Annotated in this window: 14 protein-coding genes; 11 read left to right on the top strand and 3 right to left on the bottom strand. The window is 71.7% G+C overall.

Annotated elements, in window-relative coordinates; translation table 11 throughout:
• Nucleotides 1-98 precede the first annotated feature (98 nt).
• The 6 genes from HQQ88_RS10625 to HQQ88_RS10600 all read left to right on the top strand — a co-directional run bounded on the left by HQQ88_RS10625 (nucleotide 99) and on the right by HQQ88_RS10600 (nucleotide 6,016).
• Nucleotides 99-1,001 carry an ABC transporter permease gene (locus HQQ88_RS10625; RefSeq protein WP_123292227.1) on the top strand — a complete coding sequence of 301 codons (903 nt, stop codon included), beginning with the start codon at nucleotides 99-101 and terminating at the stop codon, nucleotides 999-1,001.
• Nucleotides 1,002-1,004: 3 nt separating this feature from the next.
• Nucleotides 1,005-2,234 carry an ABC transporter ATP-binding protein gene (locus HQQ88_RS10620; RefSeq protein ID WP_173169403.1) on the top strand — a complete coding sequence of 410 codons (1,230 nt, stop codon included), beginning with the start codon at nucleotides 1,005-1,007 and terminating at the stop codon, nucleotides 2,232-2,234.
• A complete protein-coding gene (locus HQQ88_RS10615) occupies nucleotides 2,153-3,292 on the top strand; it encodes a glycosyltransferase family 2 protein (RefSeq protein ID WP_216834473.1) in 1,140 nt (379 codons plus the stop codon). Before HQQ88_RS10620 ends, HQQ88_RS10615 begins: the two co-directional genes overlap by 82 nt.
• Before the next feature lie 86 nt (nucleotides 3,293-3,378).
• Nucleotides 3,379-4,569: a glycosyltransferase family 1 protein gene (locus HQQ88_RS10610; RefSeq protein WP_216834471.1), complete on the top strand. Its 1,191-nt coding sequence runs from the start codon at nucleotides 3,379-3,381 to the stop codon at nucleotides 4,567-4,569.
• The gene (locus tag HQQ88_RS10605; RefSeq protein WP_123292223.1) at nucleotides 4,566-5,420 is read left to right on the top strand and encodes a glycosyltransferase family 2 protein; all 855 of its coding nucleotides are present in this window, start codon (nucleotides 4,566-4,568) and stop codon (nucleotides 5,418-5,420) included. Before HQQ88_RS10610 ends, HQQ88_RS10605 begins: the two co-directional genes overlap by 4 nt.
• Nucleotides 5,421-5,470: 50 nt before the next feature.
• The gene (locus HQQ88_RS10600) at nucleotides 5,471-6,016 is read left to right on the top strand and encodes a DUF805 domain-containing protein (protein WP_173169401.1); all 546 of its coding nucleotides are present in this window, start codon (nucleotides 5,471-5,473) and stop codon (nucleotides 6,014-6,016) included.
• 127 nt (nucleotides 6,017-6,143) lie between these two features.
• On the opposite strand, the gene HQQ88_RS20150 is transcribed toward HQQ88_RS10600, so the two are convergent.
• The 3 genes from HQQ88_RS20150 to HQQ88_RS10585 are packed head-to-tail and all read right to left on the bottom strand — an operon-like array spanning nucleotide 6,144 to nucleotide 9,466.
• Nucleotides 6,144-7,964, bottom strand: a complete 1,821-nt coding sequence (locus HQQ88_RS20150; RefSeq protein WP_173169400.1) for a glycosyltransferase — start codon at nucleotides 7,962-7,964, stop codon at nucleotides 6,144-6,146.
• An 8-nt stretch (nucleotides 7,965-7,972) separates the two neighbouring features.
• The gene (gene rfbA, locus HQQ88_RS10590) at nucleotides 7,973-8,836 is read right to left on the bottom strand and encodes a glucose-1-phosphate thymidylyltransferase RfbA (protein ID WP_111085998.1); all 864 of its coding nucleotides are present in this window, start codon (nucleotides 8,834-8,836) and stop codon (nucleotides 7,973-7,975) included.
• A 21-nt stretch (nucleotides 8,837-8,857) separates the two neighbouring features.
• Nucleotides 8,858-9,466 (bottom strand): dTDP-4-dehydrorhamnose 3,5-epimerase, encoded by a 609-nt coding sequence (locus HQQ88_RS10585; RefSeq protein ID WP_173169399.1) that lies wholly within the window; start codon nucleotides 9,464-9,466, stop codon nucleotides 8,858-8,860.
• Nucleotides 9,467-9,564: 98 nt separating this feature from the next.
• On the opposite strand from HQQ88_RS10585, the gene HQQ88_RS10580 reads away from it, so the two are divergent.
• From HQQ88_RS10580 to rfbD, 5 genes are read left to right on the top strand one after another with little or no spacing between them, the layout of a single operon-like run.
• Entirely contained in the window at nucleotides 9,565-10,506 is a 942-nt protein-coding gene (locus tag HQQ88_RS10580) for a glycosyltransferase family 2 protein (protein WP_111086000.1), read from the top strand.
• On the top strand, nucleotides 10,496-12,055 hold the full coding sequence (locus HQQ88_RS10575) for a glycosyltransferase family 39 protein (protein WP_131881425.1): 1,560 nt from the start codon (nucleotides 10,496-10,498) through the stop codon (nucleotides 12,053-12,055). The genes HQQ88_RS10580 and HQQ88_RS10575 overlap by 11 nt, the downstream gene beginning before the upstream one ends.
• The gene (locus HQQ88_RS10570; protein WP_173169398.1) at nucleotides 12,052-13,704 is read left to right on the top strand and encodes a glycosyltransferase family 39 protein; all 1,653 of its coding nucleotides are present in this window, start codon (nucleotides 12,052-12,054) and stop codon (nucleotides 13,702-13,704) included. Before HQQ88_RS10575 ends, HQQ88_RS10570 begins: the two co-directional genes overlap by 4 nt.
• Nucleotides 13,701-14,687 carry a dTDP-glucose 4,6-dehydratase gene (gene rfbB / locus HQQ88_RS10565; RefSeq protein ID WP_173169397.1) on the top strand — a complete coding sequence of 329 codons (987 nt, stop codon included), beginning with the start codon at nucleotides 13,701-13,703 and terminating at the stop codon, nucleotides 14,685-14,687. Before HQQ88_RS10570 ends, rfbB begins: the two co-directional genes overlap by 4 nt.
• On the top strand, nucleotides 14,684-15,535 hold the full coding sequence (gene rfbD, locus HQQ88_RS10560) for a dTDP-4-dehydrorhamnose reductase (protein WP_123938711.1): 852 nt from the start codon (nucleotides 14,684-14,686) through the stop codon (nucleotides 15,533-15,535). Before rfbB ends, rfbD begins: the two co-directional genes overlap by 4 nt.
• Nucleotides 15,536-15,575: the final 40 nt, after the last annotated feature.

Genomic DNA, 15,575 nt, shown 5'->3' with positions numbered 1-15,575 from the left:
CACCCCCGCTCGGGGTGCACGACGGCCGTCGCCCATCCCTGCCGCGCGGGCCCGGTGAGTATGCTGTTCCGGTCCTGCCCCCACGAACGAAGAGACGTATGGTCGATCAAGCCCGCATGGCGGCGCTCGCGAAGGAACCCCTCGTCGTGATCGGCGCTCCGACGAGCGCCTTCCGCGGAACCTGGCGAGAGCTGCGCGACGTCTTCCGGCAGCGCGAGATGCTCGGGATGCTCATCCGACGCGACCTGAAGGCGCGGTACAAGGACTCGGCGCTCGGGTTCGTGTGGACGCTGGTGCGCCCCCTGACCCAGCTGCTCATCTACTACTTCGTCATCGGCAAGGTCCTCGGCGCCGCCAACGGCATCGACAACTTCGCGATCTACGTCTTCACCGGCCTGACCGCCTACACGCTCTTCAGCGAGATCGTCGCCGGCTCGACCGGCTCGATCGTCGGCAACTCCGGGCTGATCAAGAAGGTCTACGTCCCGCGCGAGGTCTTCCCGCTCGCCAGCGTCGGCGCGGCCCTGGTGAACTTCACCATCCAGTTCGCGATCCTGCTCGCCGCGACCGTGGTCATCGGCGTCTTCCCGTTCCACGAGGGGCTCGTCTACCTGATCCCGTCGCTCGCGGTGATCCTCGTCTACGGCGCGGCCATCGGCCTGGTGCTGTCCGCGCTCAACGTGTACCTGCGCGACGTGCAGTTCGTCATCGACGTCGGCCTGATGGTCCTCCTCTGGGCCTCGCCGATCGTGTACTCGTACTCGCGGGTGGTCGCCACCGTGAACACCGACTGGCTCATCACCGCCTACACGAACAACCCCCTGACGCTGGCCGTGCTCGGCATGCAGAACGCCATCTGGCTGCACGACCCGGCCGACGTCACGTACCCGGACCACCTGATGCTGCGCCTCGGCATCGCGTTCGTCATCGGTGTCCTCTGCCTCCTCGGCGCGCAGCGGGTGTTCTCCCGTCTGCAGGGCAACTTCGCGCAGGAGCTGTAGACCATGGCCATCAGCACCCCCGTCGCCCCGACGCCCACCGAGGGCACCACCGAGCGCCCGGACGTGATCGTCATCGACCACGTCCGCAAGCGCTTCACGGTCCGCAAGGACAACACGCTGCGCGAGCGCATCGTCACGCTCGGTCGTGCCGGCCGGAAGCACCGACAGGACTTCTGGGCCCTCGACGACGTCACCGTGTCGATCCAGGCCGGCTCCACGGTCGGCCTCATCGGCCAGAACGGCTCCGGCAAGTCGACCCTGCTCAAGGCCATCGGCGGCATCATCCAGCCGACGTCCGGCACGGTGTCCCGCCGCGGTCGCCTCGCCGCGCTGCTCGAGCTCGGTGCCGGCTTCCACCCCGACCTGTCCGGGCGCGAGAACGTCTACCTCAACGCGTCGCTGCTCGGGCTGAGCCGCAAGCAGACCGACGAGAAGTTCGACGACATCCTGGCGTTCTCGGGGATCGGCGACTTCATCGACACCCAGGTGAAGTTCTACTCATCCGGCATGTACGTGCGACTCGCCTTCGCCGTCGCCGTGCACACCGACCCCGACGTCCTGCTCGTCGACGAGGTGCTGGCCGTCGGCGACGAGGCGTTCCAGCGCAAGTGCCTCGACCGCATCCGCACCTTCCAAGAGGCGGGCAAGACGATCATCATCGTCACGCACTCGCTCAGCCAGGTGCAGGAGATGTGCGACCGGGTGGTGCTGCTCAACAAGGGCAAGGTGCTGCACGACGGCGATCCCGTCCAGGCCGTGAGCATGTTCCGCGAGGTCCTCGAGGAACGCCGCCAGGGCGAGCTCAGCACCGACGTCGCCGTCGGCCGCGGCAAGGTCCTCGGCGCGAGCGTGCACGTCGACGGCAAGGAGCCCCGCGCCGAGGTCATGCCCGGCGACGACCTCGTCGTGGACATGGAGTTCGAGCACCTGGACGGCATCGCCGACTGGGAGGCCGCGGTACAGATCAACAACGCCGGCGGCCAGGTCGTGTACGGCACCACCACCGGCATCATGGGCCTCGAACTGCAGCCGCTGCACGGACGCCGGAAGCTCCGCCTGCGGATCGCCGACACCGCGTTCGGCACCGGCAAGTACTTCATCAACGTGTCGATGATGGACTCCGCCGGCCGCCACCTGCACGACATGCCGGAGTGCGACTCGTTCGAGGTGCCCGGGTTCGAGAACGCCGTGGGCACGGTCTACGCGCAGCCCTCGATCGAGGAGCTGGACTGAGCCCGACCGACGACGGCACCGACGTCCGGACCCCGGGCGTCCCGCGCACCGCGGTCGTCGTCGTCAACTGGGAACGCGCCGACCTGACGACCGCGGCCGTCCGCGCCGTGCTCGCCGAGGGCGCGGCCGACCAGGTGGTCGTCGTCGACAACGGCTCGTCGGACGACTCCGTCGCCGTCCTCCGCCGCGAACTGCCCGACGTCGACGTGGTCTCGCGGGAGCGCAACGGCGGGTTCGCGGCCGGCGCGAACACCGGCATCCGGCACGCGGACGCCGACGTCGTCGTGCTGCTCAACAACGACGCGGTCCCCGCGCCGGGCTTCGTCGCGGCGCTCCGCGACCACCTGGCGCAGGCGCGGCCCGAGGTCGCGGCCGTGACGGGCCGCATCGTGCTCGCCGGACGCTGGACGGGCCTCCCGGTCGGCGCGACGCCCGCACCCGGCCAGCGCGTGCTGCAGGGCCACGACGGCCGTCTGTGGACGCCGTCGCCCGACGGCGACGTGCGCCTCAACTCGACCGGCGTGCGCGTCGACCGCGACGGCAACGGCATGGACCGCGACTGGTTCGCGCCCGTCGACCGGGTCGCGGACGTCGACGTCTTCGGGTTCTCCGGTGGGGCCTCCGCCCTGCGGCGGAGCGCGCTCGACGACGTCGGCCTGCTCGACGAGTCGCTCTTCATGTACTACGAGGACACCGAACTCGCGTGGCGACTCCGCCGACGCGGCTGGCGCGTGGAACACGCGGCCGACGCCGTCGTCGAGCACGACCACTCGGCGTCGTCCGGGGTGCAGAGCGACCTGTTCCTCTTCCGCAACGCGCGCAACCGGATGGTCGTCGCGCTCTGGCACGCGCCGTGGGGCACCGTCCTGCGGGCGAGCGCCCGGACCCTCTTCCGCGGCCTGCGCGGACTGCTCACTGCTCCCACCCGACGGGAGGCCCGGCTCGTCCTGGCAGCGTTCGCGGACGTCGTCGGGGCGCTCCCGTCGCACCTCGCGCGGCGGCTCCGCGAGTCGCGGCGCGCGTCCGTCCCGCGCCGCAGCGTGGACCCGGGCGCATGAGCGCGGAGGGCTATCCTGGTCACTCCCCTGCTCGCTCCCCCGCCGACGGTCCCGACCGTGGCGCCCCCGTTCGGAAGGACCCTCGCGTGCCGCAGCTCACCGTCCTCGTCGACGGGACCGCGGTACCGCGTGCACTCGGCGGTGTGGGCCGCTACGTCGAGGGGGTCGTGTCGCACCTGACCGACCCGGCGCTCGACGTCCACCTGGTGGTCCGACCCGTGCACGCTCCGCACTTCGCCGCCGTCGCGCCGCGCGCGACCGTGCACACCGCGCCGGGCTGGACCGACTCGGTGCCGCTCCGGTTCCTCTGGGAGCAGACCGGGCTGCCGGCGCTCGGCCGTCGGCTCGGCGCGCAGGTGCTGCACTCCCCGCACTACACGTTCCCGTTCGCGTGGCGCGGCGGATCCGTCGTCACCCTGCACGACGCCACGTTCTTCTCGAACCCCGAGTGGCACTCCCGCCTGAAGCGGACGTTCTTCACCTGGTGGAGCCGCCGGTCCCTGCGCTCCCGCCCGGTCGTCATCGTGCCGAGCGCGGCCACCGCGACCGAGGCCGCACGGGTCGTGACCGGCATCCGCGCCGACGTCCGGGTCGCACCGCTCGGCGTCGACCGTGCCGTGTTCCACGAGCCGTCCACCGCCGAGGTCGAGGACGCCCGGATCGCCGCGACGCTGCCCGAGGGTGCGCCGTGGATCGCGTTCCTCGGCACGATCGAACCGCGGAAGAACGTCACCGCGCTGCTCGACGCCTACGCCGCGGTGCGTTCCGCGCGCGCGGACGCCGGCTCGGACGGTGGCTCGGCTGGTGGCTCCGACGTCCCGTGGCTGGTGCTCTCCGGGGCCCGCGGCTGGGACGAGTCCGCGATCGCCCGGCTCGACGCGCTGCAGCCGGACGACCACGTGATCGAGGCCGGCTACCTGCCCCTCGAGGACCTGGCGGGCTACCTCGGCGGCGCGGAGTTCGTCGTCTACCCGTCGCTCGGCGAGGGCTTCGGGCTGCCGGTGGTCGAGGCGATGGCCTCCGGCGCCTGCGTCCTGACCACCCGGCGGCTGTCACTGCCCGAGGTCGGCGGTGACGCAGCGGTGTACACCGAGCCGTCCGCCTCCGCACTGGCGTCCGCGATGACGCGGCTGCTCGACGACCCGTCGCTCGTCGCGTCGCACCGGGCGGCCGCGCTGGCCCGGGCCGCCTCGTTCACGTGGGAGGCCACGGCAGCCGTGCACGTCGAGGCCTACTCGGCCGTGGCCCGGGACGCTCGGGCCGGGGGTACCCGGTGATCCGCGTCGCCGTGCTGACGGTCACCTACAACACCGGCGAGACCATCCGGCCGTTCCTGGCGAGCGTCGCGGCGGCGTCCTCGGAGCCGGTCGCCGTCGTGATCGCCGACAACGGCTCCGCCGACATCGACGCACTGCGGGCGATCGGTGAGTCCTACGGTGCCGTCGTGGTGTCCTCCGGGGGCAACCGCGGCTACGGCGGAGGCATCGACGCCGCACTGAGCGCCCTCGACGACGTCCTGCCCGACGTCCGCCCCGAGTTCCTGCTCGTCACGAACCCCGACGTCGTGCTCGCACCCGGCTCGATCGACGAACTCGTCCGCGCCGCCGACCGGCTGCCGTCCGGCGGGTCGTTCGGGCCGCGGATCCTCGACGAGCAGGGCGAGACGTACCCGTCCGCGCGCCAGCTGCCGTCGCTCCGGACCGGGCTCGGCCACGCGGCGTTCTCGCGGTTCTGGCCCGCCAACCCGTGGAGCCAGCGGTACTGGTCCACCACGCAGGTCGTCGAGCGCGAGGCCGGCTGGCTGTCCGGCGCGTGCTTCCTCATCCGGACGTCGGTGTTCCGCGAACTCGGCGGGTTCGACGAGTCGTACTTCATGTACTTCGAGGACGTCGACCTGGGCCAGCGCGTCGGTCGCTCCGGTCGCGCGAACGTGTACGTGCCGACGGCCGTGGTCACCCACACCGGGGCGCACTCGACGTCGTCCAACCGGCGCCGGATGGAGATCGAGCACCACCGCAGCGCGTACCGGTTCCTGTCGCGGAAGTACCGGGCGTGGTGGCTCTGGCCGCTGCGGGTCGCCCTGCACGCGGGCCTCTCCGCCCGCGCCCGCTGGGTCACACGCAAATAGCCCGGTCGGGGGCCTGCAGGGCCGTGCGCGACCCCACTAGGCTCAGCGTCGTGCACCGCGACCCGGAACCCTGGCTCGGCTGCGGCCCGATCGACGCCGCCCGCCGCTACTGGACGGGGGCGTTCACGTTCCGCCGTGCCCGTGCGAGCCGGGCCGAGTTCTGGTGGGCACGCGCCGTCGACGTGCTCGTGGTCTGGCTCGTCGTGACGTTCGTGCCGATGGCCACCGGGATCCCGGACGCCGACGACTCGATGTCGACCTTCCAGAACACCCCCGGGTTCCTCGGGATCGGGCAGTCCGTCTTGAGCCTCAACGGCAGCCCCGACGGCTGGCACGTCGTCGCCCAGGGGCCGCCGTCGCAGTGGGTGCTGTTCGTGTGGTGCGTGCTGACCGTCATCCCGAACCTGGCACTCGGCGCGCGACGACTCCGCGACATCGGGTCGCCGGCGTGGATCGCGCTGTTCGGCGGCTTCCCGATCCTGGACCTGTTCCTGCTGCTCGGTGCCCTGCGCCGCAGTTGGCGCCCGACGCTCCCGTCGGGCCAGGACCCGGAGCCGTCCGGCGCCGAACTCCCCGTCGCCCACCGCGCCGCCTGACCCGGTTCAGAGCCTCTCCGCACAACCAAAGCGCGTTCGCGCCGTGGCATGCCGCGGTTCGGATGCACTTTGGTTGTGCGCCGGGCAGTGCGGGCGGCGGGACCGGCAAGCGGAGGCGGAGCGGGGATCAGGCGCGGAGGCGGGCGCGTTCGGTTCGGGCGGCGGCCAGCAGCACGGCGGCTCGGGCGTCGAAGGAGTGCTCCGCGGCGATGCGCGACGCGGCCGCCGCCCGCTCGGCAGCGGACGGCCACACTCGTGCCGGGTCCAGGAGCGCGGCGAGCTCGTCACGGGAACGCGCCACCGCGAGCGTCGGGACGTCGAGCACCTCGGTCAGCCCGGCGACCTCGTCGGTGACGACGACTCCCCCGGACGCCAACACGTCGAACACCCGGTTCGACACGAAGCCACCGGCCGCCATGTCCGCCCAGTGGTCGTTGAGCACCACGCGCGCCGAGGCGTAGGCCGTGGCGACCTCAGCCCGGCTCAGCGACGGTTCGCCGAGCGCTGCGTCGGGGACCACGCCCTGCCACCCCGGGCCGTGCACGCGCAGGTCGGCTCCGAGCGCCACGGCATCGGCGACCACCGGGCGCGCGGCGCCGCGGGTCGAGCCGACGAACACCACCCGGTCGGCATCGGGGCTCGTCGTCGCCCGCGCGCCCGGGTGGAACACCGCGGGGTCGGTCGCCTGCAGCAGCGTGCGGACCGGGATCCCCGACCGCGCTGCTGCCGCAGCAGCCCAGACCGGCCCGGCGGCGAAGGCCGCGTCGAACGACCGGAGCTCGGTGTCGGAGACGTCGTCGGGATGACTGATCACCCAGAGGAGGTTCACCGACGCGGGGTTCGGCGGCACCCGGTCGAGGCCGCGGATCACGAGCGTCACGTCGTCCGAGGCATCGTCGTCCCGCACGTGGGCGTCACGGCGGTCGATCCGGACGCGCTGCCCGAGCCGCTCGAGTGCCCCGGCCAGCTCGGCGGCGAAGTGCACGTCGCCCCAGCCGTCACCCTCGGGCCCGGCGGGAGCGGCGATCTTCAGCGACCAGGTGAGCGGGTCGGTGGCGCTGCTGGTCGTCCGGCGGACCGGTGTCACCGGTCGCGCTCCCCACGGCGGCAGCGGCGGCCCGGCCACGACGTCACGTGTCGCTGGCCCACGGTCCCGCCATGCGCTGAACGCGTCGACGGTCGCGGCGTCGACCGTGCGGCCGGCCTCGACCGAGCGGGTCGCCGCACCGACGACGCGCACCGGTCCGCCGTGGACATCGGCGACGGCGCGGGTCCAGGCAGTCAGGGTCATGCGTTCGTCCGGGAGGCACGGTGCCGGCACCAGCGCCGCCCCCGGCATCGAGAGCACTGGTTGGTCCGCCGCGAACACGGCGTCGGCGTCCTCGGCGGCGCCTCCGGGAACGGCGTCGTCGGACCAGGGCAGCGCCCCGGGACGGAGGAGCCGGGCGCCGGAGCGGAGTGCGCCGTCCGGCAGGCGGACCCGTGCCTGTGCCACCGCGTCGGCCGCGGCGAGTGCCCGGAGGCCGGCAGCGTCGATCGTCACCGAGGTGTCGACGAGCACGAGGACCCGTCCGACCCCGGCGGCGAGGCCGGCGTTGATCGCGGACCCCAGGCCGTCGACCGGCACGGTGCGCACCCACGGCAGGCGACGACCGAACGGACCGCGCGGCGAGGCGTCGGCGACGTAGCTCACGGCGCGGACGTCAGTGCCGCGGCCGAAGGCCTCGCGGGCGACGGCGACGAGGCGCGTGACCTCGGCGTGCCGGTCCGACCGGGTCGTGACGAGGACCGTGACGTCCTGGTCCAGGTGCGGCAGGGGGTCGTCGAAGCCGGCCACGCGGACGACGTCAGTCGTCGCTGCGGGCGTGGGACGGGCCTCCCGGTCGGGGTGGTCGGCAGCCGTCGTGTCGCGACGACGGCGACCGAACCACCCAGAACCGGACGCCACGGGCGGTGCTAGGCGCCGAGGAGCCGCTGGAGGTAGACGCCATAGCCACCCTTGACGAGCGGCGCGGCGAGCTCGGCGAGCTGCGCGTCGTCGATCCAGCCGTTGCGCCAGGCGATCTCCTCGATGCACCCGATCTTGAAGCCCTGGCGGTCCTCGATGACCTTGACGTACTCGGACGCCTGCATCATCGACTCGAACGTGCCGGTGTCGAGCCACGCGGTGCCACGGTCGAGGACCTGGACGCCGAGTTCACCGGCCTCGAGGTAGCGCTCGTTGACCGTCGAGATCTCGAGCTCGCCACGGGCGCTCGGCTCGATCGTCTTCGCGATCTCGATGACCTTGTTGTCGTAGAAGTACAGGCCGGGGACGGCGTAGTTCGACTTCGGCTCGGCCGGCTTCTCCTCGATGGAGACGGCGGTGAAGTCGTCGTCGAACTCCACGACGCCGTACGCCTTCGGGTCGGCCACGTGGTACGCGAAGATCGTCGCGCCGTCGACCTCGGTGTTCTTCCGCAGGTTCGTGCCGAGGCCGGTGCCGTGGAAGATGTTGTCGCCGAGGACGAGTGCGACGCTGTCGTCGCCGATGAAGTCCTCGCCGATGACGAAGGCCTGAGCGAGCCCGTCCGGGGACGGCTGCACGGCGTACTGGATCTCCATGCCGAAGGCGGAGCCGTCGCCGAGCAGGGCCTTGAACTGCTCGTTGTACTCCGGCGTCGTGATGACGAGCACTTCGCGGATGCCGGCCATCATCAGGGTCGACAGGGGGTAGTAGACCATCGGCTTGTCGTAGATCGGCATGAGCTGCTTGCTGATGCCCTTGGTGATCGGCCAGAGGCGCGTGCCGGATCCACCGGCGAGGATGATGCCCTTCATCGGGATCGCTTCCTTACTTCGTTACTTCGTCGTGCGGAGGGACTCGGTGTAGGCCACGCACTCCTCGTACGTCGGCAGCAGACCCGCGGCGGCCGCCTGCTCGAGCGTCGGGGCGCTCGTGTCCTTCTCGGAGAGCACCGGCTCACCGATGCCGTCCGGCAGTTCGAGCCCGACGGTCGGGTCGAGGATCGTGATCCCCTTCTCGCGCTCGGGGTCGTAGTGCGCGCTGACCAGGTAGTTCACCGTGGAGTGGTCCTCGAGCGCGACGATCGCGTGGCCGAGGCCCTCGGACAGGTACACGGCCTTGCGGTCGACGTCGTCGATGCGGACCGAGTCCCACTGCCCGAACGTCGGCGAACCGACGCGGATGTCGACGATGTAGTCGATGAAGGCGCCTCGGACGGCGGTGACGTACTTCGCCTGGCTCGGTGCGACGAGGGCGTAGTGGATGCCCCGCGCGACGCCGGCCGACGAGATCGACATGTTCACCTGGCGGAGGTCCAGCGGATGACCGACCGTCTCTTCGAGGACGTCGGCCCGGTACGCCTCGAGGAATGCTCCTCGTGCGTCGCCGTGCTGGACGGGCGTGAACTCCCACGCGCCGGGGATCTTCAGTTCGCGGATCTGCACCGGGGAAGCCTAGCAAGGTGGCGCATCGCATAGGCTGTCCTGGTTCTGTGCCCCGCGCCCCGCGCGCTGCGACTCCCGAAACGAGACCAAGCGAGCCCGTGAAGCTATTCGTCCAGATCCCCTGCCTCAACGAGGAGAACACCCTCGCCAGCGTCATCGACTCGATCCCGCGTGAGATCGACGGCATCGACGAGATCGAGATCCTGGTCATCAACGACGGCAGCACCGACCGCACCGTCGAGGTCGCCAAGGAACACGGCGTCAAGCACTTCGTGCACCACACGACCAACATGGGGCTCGCCCGGTCGTTCCGCGACGGCGTCGACTACGCCCTGCTGCACGGTGCCGACATCGTCGTCAACACCGACGGCGACAACCAGTACCCGCAGGCGCAGATCGCCGAGCTCGTCCAGCCGATCCTGCGCAAGGAAGCCGAGATCGTCATCGGCGACCGGCAGACCCGCACGATCGAGCACTTCTCCGGCTTCAAGAAGCTCATGCAGCGCTTCGGGTCGTGGGTCGCCAGCCGCGCCGCCGGGCTCGACCTGCCCGACGCCGCGAGCGGGTTCCGCGCGTACTCGAAGTACTCGCTGATCCGCCTGAACATCGTCACGCGCTTCAGCTACTGCATGGAGACCATCGTGCAGGCCGGCTACAAGCGCCTGGCGATCGCGTCCGTGCCGATCACGACGAACCCGAAGACCCGCGAGTCCCGGCTGTTCAGCAACATCTTCCAGCACATGTTCGAGTCCGGCTCCGCGATCGCCCGGGTCTACCTGATGTACCGGCCGATGGCGCTCTTCGCCTGGGTCAGCGTGATCCTGGGCGGCCTCGGGCTCTGGCCGCTCGTCCGCTACCTGGTGCTGCTCGCGATGCAGACCCCCGGCAACCACCTGCAGTCGATCATCCTGGGTGTGGTGCTGCTCATCACGGCGCTGCTCTCCATCGTGATCGGCGTCGTCGCTGACCTCACCCGCCTCAACCGCACGCTGGCCGAGGAGCAGCTCGACCTGCAGAAACTGCAGCGGTATGGCGACTGACACGGCCCCGGCCGTGTCGGGCACCGTCGCCCGCCCACGGGTCGGCCGTGCCGAGCGCGTCGTCGTCATCGCCCTGACGGTCGCGTTCGCCGCCGTCCTGGCGGTCTGGGCGATCGTGACGACCACGTACAAGGCGCCGGACGAGCCGACGCACGTCGACGCCGTCCTGCACCTGGCGATCGGTGACGCCTGGCCGGAGCCGGGCGCGATGCACTACCTCAACGCCACGCACGACACGCAGATCAGCAACCTGCGACAGCCGGCGTCCGACAACGCGACGTGGGGCGAGCTGCTGCGGGAGTTCCCCGGCGTGCACCCGACGAGCATCGACCAGATGTCGCAGCACCCGCCCACGTACTACGCGCTGGCCGCCGGGGTGCTCCACCTGGTGCACTTCGAGGACCTGCGGTGGGACCACGCCGTGATGGCCCTGCGGCTGTTCGACGCCCTGCTCGTGCTGCCCCTGCCGTTCCTGGCGTGGGCCACGGTGCGTCGGCTGACCCGCTCGCCCCGGGCTGCCGTGGTCGGCGGGGCGGCGATCCTGGCCGTCCCCGAGGTCGCGTCGATCGGTACCTCGGTGACGAACGACGCCCTGATGCTGCCCCTCGCGGGTGCGCTGGTGTACTTCGTCGTCCGGCTGCTCACGGGCGACCAGCGGGTGCGGACCACGGTGTGGATCGGCCTGCTGCTCGGCGCGATGCTGCTGACCAAGGGAACTGCCCTGCCCGCCGTCCCCTTCGTCGGGATCGCGGTGATGGCGGCGGGCTGCACCCGCGCGACCGTCTGGCGGAACGTCCTGCGCACCACCTGGACGCTGGGGATCGCCGGCGTCGTCGGTGGGTGGTGGTGGCTTCGGAACATCCTCGTGTACCACGCGATCCAGCCCGACGGCATGGCCTACGCCCGTCCGTCGATGCCGTTCCCGGACGACACCGCCGCCAGCCCGGAGGTCTTCCTGCGCGACTACTGGAACGGCGTGACCCGCACGTTCTGGGGCAGCGTCGGCGGCCTGACGCAGTTCCAGTTCGCCCAGTTCCTGATCGACGGCCTGACCATCGTGTCGATCGCCGGCATCGTCATCTGGGCGTTCCGCCGCGGCCCGTCGCTGCGACCCGCGATCGTCCTGGCGTCGTACCCCGTCATCCTGATCGCCCTGCACATGCAGAGCGGGTGGGGCGGCTACGTGCGGAACACGATCGTCGCCGGCACCCAGGGCCGCTACTACTACCCCACCCTCATCGCCCTCATCGCCCTGAGCGCCCTGGCCTGGCGGCGCGTGACCGTCACCGCGGCCGGCGCCACACGACTGGCCGTCGGCATGTCCGTCGCGGCGACGGCCATCGCCCTCTACGGCGTCGTCTACGCGCTCCGGGCGTTCGGCCGTGACGCCGCGTTCTGGATCGACGAGTTCTCGATCGTCAAGTTCGACCAGTACGGCATGCTCGCTGCCGGCGGGAACTTCACGCTGGCCACCGTGGCAGCGGTCGCGCTGATCGCCACGGCGGTCCTGCTGGTGCGTTTCGTGCGCCGGACGGCGGTGACGGCGTGACCGCCCGCCGCGAGTGGGTCGTGCTCGGCACGATCACCGTCGCGTGGCTGGGCCTGCTGCTCGGCTTCGCCCTGCTCACCCCGGCGTTCGGCGCCCCCGACGAGCCCGCGCACGTCGACGCCGCGTTCCGGCTGGCGCTCGGCCTCGGGTGGCCGCACGGCGGCGAGATGCACTACCTCGCCGCCATCCGGCAGATCGTGGAGCACCCGGTGCCCGCCGTCGACCGCCCCACGGTCGACGCGCTCCTGGCAGCTGTCCCCGGCGACTCCCCCGCGATCGACCCGATGTCGCAGAACCCGCCGACGTACTGGCTCGTCGCCGCGGGCATCCTGCGCCTGATCCGCTTCGGGGCGCACGACTGGGCCACCTCGGTGCTCGTCCTGCGCCTGTTCGACGTCGTGCTCGTGACCGCGCTGCCGGTGCTCGTGTGGGCGACCGTCCGCCGGGTGACGCGGTCGCCGCGGACCGCCCTGGTCGCACCGCTGCTGCTCTTCGCGGTGCCGCAGCTCGCGCAGGTCGGCGCCGGCGTGACGTCGTGGGCACCGATGATCCTGCTCGGCGCCGTGCTCGTGTGGCTGAGCGTGCGGGTGCTCACCGGTGACCGGTCGTGGTGGACCACGGCCGGGTTGGCCGTGGCGGTGACCGGGCTGGCGGCGATCAGCGCGCTCGGTCTGCTGGCGGTGCCGTTCGTCGTGCTCGTGTTCGCGCTGGCCCGCGACGAGCGCGACGAGCGCGGCGAGCGCGACCGCGACCGCGACCAGCGCACCGCACGTCCGTGGCGCCGGTCGGCCCTGCGCGCCGGCGTGGTCGTCGTCGCTGCCGCCGCCGTGTCCGGCTGGTGGTGGGTCCGCACGCTGCTCGTCAGCGGGACCCTGCTGCCGGACGCCCTGCGCGGCGTGACCGCGGTGCAGCCGTACCCGTCGGGCGGCGCGAACCCCGGCGCGTTCGCCGGTCGGCAGTGGGACGGCCTGACCGCCTCGTTCTTCGGGGACTTCGGCGCGAACCAGTGGCCGCTGCCGCCCATGGTCGTCGACGCCCTGGCGATCGTCGGTCTCGTCGCCCTCGGCTGGTCGTACGCGCGTCGCGGCGCCGGACGCCGGGTGATGACCATCGCCCTGGTCTGGCCGGTGCTCGTCGTCGTCGCGACCCTGGCCTACAACTGGCGGAACTACCTCGGCACGCACCAGGGCAACGGGCTGCAGGGCCGGTTCCTGTTCATGGCCGTCGTCGCCCTCGTGCTGTCGCAGGCCGTGGCGTGGCGTGCCCTGGTCGTCCGTCCGGAACTGCGCCGCCGGCTCGCCCGGATCGCCGCCGTCGGCTCGTTCGCCATCGCCCTGTACGGCATCGGTATCGCGTACCGCGGCGCGTGGGAGAACGTCCAGTTCCGGGTCACCCCCGGCGGCCTGTCGGCGATGGCCGGTGGCTCGCTCGCCGGGCCGGTCCCGATCGCGCTGGCCGGCGCACTGTTCCTCGCCGCCGCCGTCGCAGCCGCCGTGTTCGTCTGGCGCGCGGCCGCCGTGCCGAGCGCCACGCCCGCCGTGCCGAGCACCACGGCCGCCGTGCCGAGCACCACGACCACCCCCGTCACCGGGCTCCCGCTAGAATCGCCGCCGACCCACGAACCGACCGTCAGGAAAGAGAACTCGTGAAGATCCTCGTCACCGGAGGAGCCGGCTTCATCGGCTCGAACTTCGTCCGCCGCACCCTGGAGGACGCGTACCCCGGCCTCGAGGGCGCCGAGGTCGTCGTCTACGACGCGCTGACCTACTCCGGCAACGAAGCGAACCTCGCACCGGTCGCCGACTCCCCCCGCTACACCTTCGTGCACGGCGACATCCGTGACGCCGCGAAGCTCGACGAGGTCGTCCCGACGGTCGACGCGATCGTGCACTTCGCCGCCGAGTCCCACGTCGACCGCTCGGTCCGCGACTCCGGCATCTTCGTCGAGACGAACGTCGTCGGCACCCAGCGCCTGCTCGACGCAGCGCTCCGCCACGGCACCGAGCGCTTCGTGCACGTCTCCACCGACGAGGTCTACGGCTCCATCAGCGAGGGCTCGTGGGACGAGGAACGACCGCTCGAGCCGAACTCCCCGTACTCGGCGTCGAAGGCCGGCAGCGACCTGCTCGCCCGCAGCTACCACCGCACCCACGGGCTGAACCTCTCGATCACGCGCTGCTCGAACAACTACGGGCCGTACCACTTCCCCGAGAAGGTCATCCCGCTCTTCGTCACGAACCTCATCGACGACGTGCACGTCCCGCTGTACGGCGAGGGCAACAACATCCGCGACTGGCTGCACGTCGACGACCACACCCGCGGCATCGCGATGGTCCTGACCCGTGGCCGCGCCGGCGAGATCTACAACATCGGTGGCGGCACCGAGCTCACCAACAAGGACCTCACGCAGCTGCTCCTCGACGCCACCGGCAAGGACTGGTCGTACGTCGACCGCGTCGCCGACCGTCTCGGCCACGACCTGCGCTACTCGGTCGACATCTCGAAGATCCAGGCCGAGCTCGGCTACGAGCCGCAGGTCCCCTTCGAGCAGGGCCTGGCCGACGTCGTGCAGTGGTACCGCGACAACCGTTCGTGGTGGGAGCCGCTCAAGGAGCGCGCAGCGATCGCATGACCAGGTACCTCATCACCGGCGCCGCCGGCATGCTCGGCCGTGACCTCCAGGCCGCGCTCGCCGGCCGCGACGTCACGGCACTCTCGCGCGCCGAGCTCGACATCACCGACCCGGCCGCGGTGGACGCCGCCGTCGCCGGACACGACGTCGTGATCAACTCCGCCGCGTACACGAAGGTCGACGACGCAGAAGACCACGAGGACGACGCCTTCGCCGTCAACGCGACCGGTCCGAAGCTCCTGGCCGAGGCCGCGGTCCGCCACGGCGCGAAGCTCGTCACGGTGTCGACGGACTACGTCTTCGACGGCAACGGCACCGCCCCGTACGCCGAGGACGCCCCGACCGACCCGATCAACGCCTACGGCCGCACCAAGGCCGCGGGCGAGGCGTTCGTGCGCGAGATCGCCCCGGACACGTCGTACGTCGTCCGGACCGCCTGGATCTACGGCGCGCACGGACCGAACTTCGCCGCGACGATGCTCCGGCTGGCCGGCTCGCACGACACCGTGAGCGTCGTCACCGACCAGGTCGGTCAGCCGACGTGGACCGGCGACCTCGCCGCGCGGATCGTCGAGCTCGTCGACGGCGACGCCCCCGCGGGCGTCTACCACGGCACCAACGCCGGGCAGGGGTCGTGGTTCGACTTCACCCGCGCCATCTACACCGAGCTCGGGCTCGACCCCGAGCGCGTCCTGCCGACCGACAGCGCCGCGTTCGTCCGGCCGGCGCCGCGCCCGGCGTACAGCGTGCTCGGCCACGACGGCTGGTCGCGCGCCGGCCTGGCGCCGATGCGCGACTGGCGCGAGGCGCTGCGCGCCGCGGTGGCCGCAGGAGCGTTGACGAAGTAGGCACGGCAGTCGACCGGGAGGCCCGGATCACGTCCGCCGC

The organism is Curtobacterium sp. VKM Ac-2861 (assembly GCF_013204965.1).
In the GTDB taxonomy this organism is placed as follows: Bacteria; Actinomycetota; Actinomycetes; order Actinomycetales; family Microbacteriaceae; genus Curtobacterium.
The sequence above is the reverse complement of the archived record's forward strand: the minus strand, read 5'-3'. Positions and strand labels throughout refer to the sequence as shown.